The following is a 5041-nucleotide window of genomic DNA, read 5'->3' as shown; positions in this document are numbered from 1 at the left end:
CATCGAGACCACGCGCTATGAGGCGACCAACGATCTGGTCGTCGAGGCTCTCTCCGGCGAGCACGAAACTCGAGGTGCCACGCTCGATATTGCGCTCGGCCAGCCCGCGATGGATGCGCTTGATGATGTCGCCTCGCTCGCCAAGCTCGCGCAGAGTGGTCTCGGCATTCTCGACCATCACCCACTGGCCCGGGCCGATCTGATCGGCGAGGCCCAGAGCCTCCAGCTTGCGCAGCCGTCCGACTTTCAGGACGTGAAACTCGTCAGGCTGGCGATCAGGGCTCGGAGCGAGATCGATGACGCCTGTCCGATACGCGTCACGCGAGAGTTGCCGGTCGAGGTTGGTCCAGCGCTCCGACTCGACCTGACGTTCGAGGTTGCGCCGGATCTCCTGATCCGTGCGTGGGCCCAACTCCTGCGTCACGAGATCCTGTGCGCGAGCACGCATGCCTTCCTTGATGTAGTCGCGCGAGATGACGAGATCCTGGCCGTCGTCGGAGCGGCCGCGCAGGATGATGTGGACGTGGGGATTGTCGGTGTTCCAATGATCAATGCCCACCCAGTCCAGCTTGGTGCCGAGGTCCTTCTCCATCTGGTTCATCAGGTCGCGGGCGAAGATCTTGAGGTCCGACATCTCGGTCGCATCCTCGGGCGAGACGATGAAGCGGAAGTGGTGGCGATCGTCCTCGCAACGCTCGGCAAACTCCTTGGCATCCAAGTCGTCGCCGCCGGGTCCGAAGAGACGGGCCTTCTCCCCATCCCGGGTCACGCCTTCGCGGCGGAGATAGCTGAGGTGTGTTGCAAGCGGCGCCGAGCGCGCCGAATGGCGAACGACGCGGGTCTTGATGACCGTGATGCGCGAACGGCTGGTGAGCAGACGGTTCGCCTGTACGGTCGCGCGGCGGCCACGTCCGAAGCGCGATCCCGTGCCGGAGCTGATGTTGCCCGAGCGTGAGACGTGACCGCCGGCCCGCTGCGCGGCGGCAAGCGCCTGCGCGATGAACGGCCGAGCGCGCTGGGCGCGCGTCGAGCGGATGCGGCCGGGGCGGATGCGGAACTCGTCCTCGACGCTCATAGCCACAGCTCCGCACATCGCGCTAACACTCTGATTGAACAGAGAGAGCGCCGAGGTCGCAGGCTGCGTCGACAAGGCGCACCTCGCGAATTCGGCTCGCAAGCTATTGAAAAACCACGACCGTCCTCGCGCGCACATCGCGCCTTTTTATCTCGCCATCGTGCGGTCGTGCTTCCAAGCTCCTGCCTCAACGCACTCCATTCCACGCCTGAACACGCCATGACGCGAATGGGGACGGCAGTCGTCATTGCGGCCTCTCGTTGCCGCCGCGTGCTACGAATAGAGCGGGTGAACGCGCTGAGAATGCGCTGGCGTCTTGCATTCGTGGCGCGTTCGGTCCGCTCTCGCGCTGACGCTCGGGATGCATTGCGGCTGCTTTTCCGACGTCATCAGAGCGTGCGACGAAGAGCGGGGCGCTCATCCAAGCTAGCGGATCAGCGCGCGTCGACGGCATTGCATACGGCGGCGGGGCAACCCCGAGAAGGGGTGCGATCGTGGCGACATAGGCCCGCGTCTCGGCCGGTAGATCGCGCGGGCCCGCAAGGTACTCTTCGTAGCGCCGGGGCCCTGCATTGTAGGCGGCCAGCATGGCGCTGACATTGCCGTATCGGTCGTACATCTCGCGAAGGTACGCGGCGCCGGCGAGAATGTTGTCCCGCACATCGAAGGGGTCGCGACCAAGATCGTAGCGGGCGCGCAGCTCAAGCCAGGTTTCCGGCATGACTTGCATAAGGCCGATCGCGCCAGCAGAGGATACGGCGCGGATGTCATGTGCGCTTTCGGCGCGCATGACCGCGCGAATCCAGGACGCCGGAATGCGGAAGCGGCGCGAGGCTACGTCGATGTGGAGAGCGATGAGGCTCGCCTGATCGGCGCCGGCGGACGGCACCACCTGAGGGCTGGCCGAACCGCTGATCGTGACTACCGAGAGCAGGCCGGAAAGGAGAAGAGCGGTGAGATGCCGGGCGGGCAAACGCCTCCCGGGCCTCATGATCCGCGTTGATGACGTGCAGCAGATGGGCATTCCGTCAGTCCCGCTCGGCGCGCTTCTGCGGACGCGTCCAATGCAAACCCCAGACAGACCGGCCCTCTCCCGATTGAAAGAGATTGGCGCGGATCGGCTGTCCGAGTGCGGGGTCGTCGATCTGGACCGACACGTAGTCGCCAGCCTTCTCGCCGGTGCGCTTCCAGCCTGCGCCGATCTCCGGGCCATCGCCGTCACCGAGATGCGCGCGATAGTCCGGCGCGTTCTCAGCGTCTGAATGTTCCGCCGGAACCAACACCATCTCGATGTCGAGTGAGAGCGTGCGGATGCGTCCGGAATAGCCATTCTTGGTGCGGGTGAACTCTCCGATCTGAGGCATTTTGGTCTCCTTGCTGGTGCGATGAGAGGGACGACAGTGCGCACCGTCACCGCGTCGGTGCGCGCCATTCGAACTGTCCGGTGCCTTCCTCATCGGTCCACAGCGGCAGCGCGTGGCCGACGATTGCGCTGGCGGGGAGCGGGCCGAAGTAGCGCCCGTCGAGGCTGTCCTCGACCCACCAGTTCATGAGGAAGACCTCGCCCTCGGCGATGCGGCGGCAGCCCTGCCAGATCGGCAGTTGCCGGCCGAGCCGGTCGCGCACCAGCGCATCGCCTATGTGGATGCCGTCGACTGTGACGTGCATGCCATGGCGGCAGACTTCTTGCCCCGGAAGCCCGGCAACACGTTTCAGGAGCGGCACGCCGCGCGGCAGGTAGTGGCGCTCAGCCAGGAAGGAGGAGAGCGGTTCAGGCGCGTTGACGACGACCAGGTCGGTGACCTCGAGCCGATCCGTCGGCGCGATCGTATAGAAGCCAATCGGCATGCTGGCGGTAGCGTTCCAGACGAGTCGTGGCGTGACGGGGACGAAGGAGCCGACGCCGATCGACATCGCGGCGAAGTACGTGGTCATGACGTAGCCGAAGCGCGTCATGACTCGATCTCGCGGCGCAGTAGGATCGCGCGATGTTGCTCGACCGTGTAGGCGCGCGGTTCCTGGCCCGCAGTCAAGCGATTGTGGACATGCCGCCAGTGATGCGGCGAGACCTCGCTCGGATCGATTCCAGCCGCCTCAATAGTGTCGATGACCTGGAGGACGCGCTCGACCTTTGGCCAGCTCTCCATCTTGAGGAGGAGGTCGCCGCCCGGCCGTACGAAAGGCAGTGTGGAATAGCGCTCGCCCGGCGTGATCGTGCGCACGATGTCGATGCGCGAGATGACCGTGCCGTGGTCGTTCGAGGCCCAGCGAACGAAGGCGAAGACGCTGTTGGGCGTGAAGCTCAGGACGCGGCGGCGCCGGTCGAGGATCTGCTCCGCCTTCTCCTTGCCGAAGCGAATCCAGTATTCGACCTTCTTCTCGATCCATGTCAGCTCGACGCGCGTGAGGCCGTCGACAGGAAGCGGCGATGGCACGAGACGAAGATGCGACGCGCCGGTCATGGCAGGTCTCCTTCGGCTGGAGGGAATTCGCGGGCGAGGAGGTCGCGCAGCATGTCCGCAACGGTCAGGCCACGCTGGAAGGCGACGATCTTGATGCGGCCGCGCAGTTCCGTCGTGATGTCGATCGTCAGCCGCGCGGTGTAAGCGGCCGCGTCGCCGTTGCTGTTGGAGCGCGGCGCAGGCGCCTTGATCCAGCGTTCGGGATCAGCCGGTCGCGCGATGAAGGCGCGTTTGGAGGATCGCTGGGTCACCGCGCCAGCCTCCCGACTTCGCTCGCAAGGGCAGTGATCTCGCGCGCCGCAATCGTTGCGTGGGCTTCCCAGACGAGGCGGCCGGATTGCGCGGCGTCGGCAAAGGCGACGCGCTGGCCGACCTTGGAGGTGAGCAGCGGCGGATCGTGATCGGCGAGCGTAAGCGCCGTCTCGCGCGCGATGATCGTGCGTGCGCCGCACCGATTGAGCACGAAGCGGGCGACGAGCTGTGGCCGGTAGACGCGCGCCTCGCTCAGCAGCGCGAGCATCTCGGCCGAGCCCCAGCCGTCGAACGGCGATGGCTGGACCGGGATCAGGATAATGTCGGCCGCGAGCAGCGCCGAGCGCATCAGCCCGGCGACGCGCGGCGGGCCATCGATGACGATGTGATGGACGTTGCGCGCGAGTTCGGGCGCTTCGCGATGAAGCGTGTCGCGCGCCAGGCCGATCACGCCGAACAGGCGCGGAAGGCTTTCGCGTGCGCGTTGCTGCGACCAATCGAGGGCAGAGCCTTGCGGATCGGCGTCGATGACGGTGACGCGCTGGCCGCGGCGCGCCCACTCGCCGGCGAGGTGAAGAGCGAGCGTCGTCTTCCCGACACCGCCCTTCTGGTTGAGCAGCGCGACAATCATGGGGCGCCCCGCTCTCGGCGGCGCTCATGCACAGGTATGGATTTCGGAGCGGCCGTTAGTAAGATTCCGAAGGAATCTTGGTTAGAAGTGTTACGCCGCGCGCAATGCCTTGAATCGGCGTCAGGATTCGACGAATCCGGTCCCCGATAGCACGAGAATCGGGTCCCCGATGGCACGATAGGTCGGGTCCCTGATAGCACGATGCGTTTCACAGCTTATCCCCAGCGCGAGAGATCCCGCGCCGACCCAGCGGAACGAGGGCAGCGGGATCGATGGGAGCAAAGGCAAGGCGTTCAGGGCCGTCCGGCGGCTGCTCGATGGTCAGCCGATAGCCCGGCAGTGTCTGGCGGCGAGCGATATTGCGCAGGTCGTAGGCGAAATGCTTGAGCGGTGAGAGGCTGCCGGACTTCGCATGAAGATAGGCGACGTCGAAACTCCAGCCGCTCTGTTGGCGGCCGCCATGCTTGCGCACCAGGCGATAGAGCCAGCGCTCCAGTCCCCCGGTCAGGCGGAAGTAGGCGCGGTCGATGGTTAGCACGAGCGCATCGTCGAGGACGGCGGCGAAGAACCAGTCCGGCACGATCAGTTCGAGGCCGAGCGGACGGCCGTGCGCGTCCGCGC

General features: G+C 65.8%; 6 protein-coding genes and 2 pseudogenes. All 8 read right to left on the bottom strand.

Annotated elements, in window-relative coordinates:
- A pseudogene (locus BGN91_RS06865) lies at positions 1 to 1036 on the bottom strand (relaxase/mobilization nuclease domain-containing protein); the annotation flags it as partial.
- A 283-nt stretch (positions 1037 to 1319) separates the two neighbouring features.
- Positions 1320 to 2066 carry a lytic transglycosylase domain-containing protein gene (locus BGN91_RS06860; protein ID WP_292611708.1) on the bottom strand — a complete coding sequence of 249 codons (747 nt, stop codon included), beginning with the start codon at positions 2064 to 2066 and terminating at the stop codon, positions 1320 to 1322.
- A 37-nt stretch (positions 2067 to 2103) separates the two neighbouring features.
- A complete protein-coding gene (locus BGN91_RS06855; protein ID WP_292611705.1) occupies positions 2104 to 2439 on the bottom strand; it encodes a DUF736 domain-containing protein in 336 nt (111 codons plus the stop codon).
- A 46-nt stretch (positions 2440 to 2485) separates the two neighbouring features.
- Positions 2486 to 3031: a S26 family signal peptidase gene (locus BGN91_RS06850; protein WP_292611703.1), complete on the bottom strand. Its 546-nt coding sequence runs from the start codon at positions 3029 to 3031 to the stop codon at positions 2486 to 2488.
- Complete coding sequence (locus tag BGN91_RS06845; protein ID WP_292611702.1) at positions 3028 to 3537, bottom strand: DUF2840 domain-containing protein; 510 nt, start codon at positions 3535 to 3537, stop codon at positions 3028 to 3030. The genes BGN91_RS06850 and BGN91_RS06845 overlap by 4 nt, the downstream gene beginning before the upstream one ends.
- Positions 3534 to 3788, bottom strand: coding sequence for a hypothetical protein (locus BGN91_RS06840; protein ID WP_126699830.1), 255 nt, complete (start codon positions 3786 to 3788; stop codon positions 3534 to 3536). The genes BGN91_RS06845 and BGN91_RS06840 overlap by 4 nt, the downstream gene beginning before the upstream one ends.
- Entirely contained in the window at positions 3785 to 4420 is a 636-nt protein-coding gene (gene parA / locus BGN91_RS06835; protein ID WP_292611701.1) for a ParA family partition ATPase, read from the bottom strand. The genes BGN91_RS06840 and parA overlap by 4 nt, the downstream gene beginning before the upstream one ends.
- A gap of 208 nt (positions 4421 to 4628) precedes the next feature.
- Positions 4629 to 5041 (bottom strand): annotated as a pseudogene (locus BGN91_RS06830) (replication initiator protein A); the annotation flags it as partial.

The organism is Nitrobacter sp. 62-13 (assembly GCF_001896955.1).
GTDB lineage: Bacteria > Pseudomonadota > Alphaproteobacteria > Rhizobiales > Xanthobacteraceae > Nitrobacter.
Note: the sequence above shows the minus strand (reverse complement) of the source record. Positions and strands in the feature narration are given on the sequence as shown.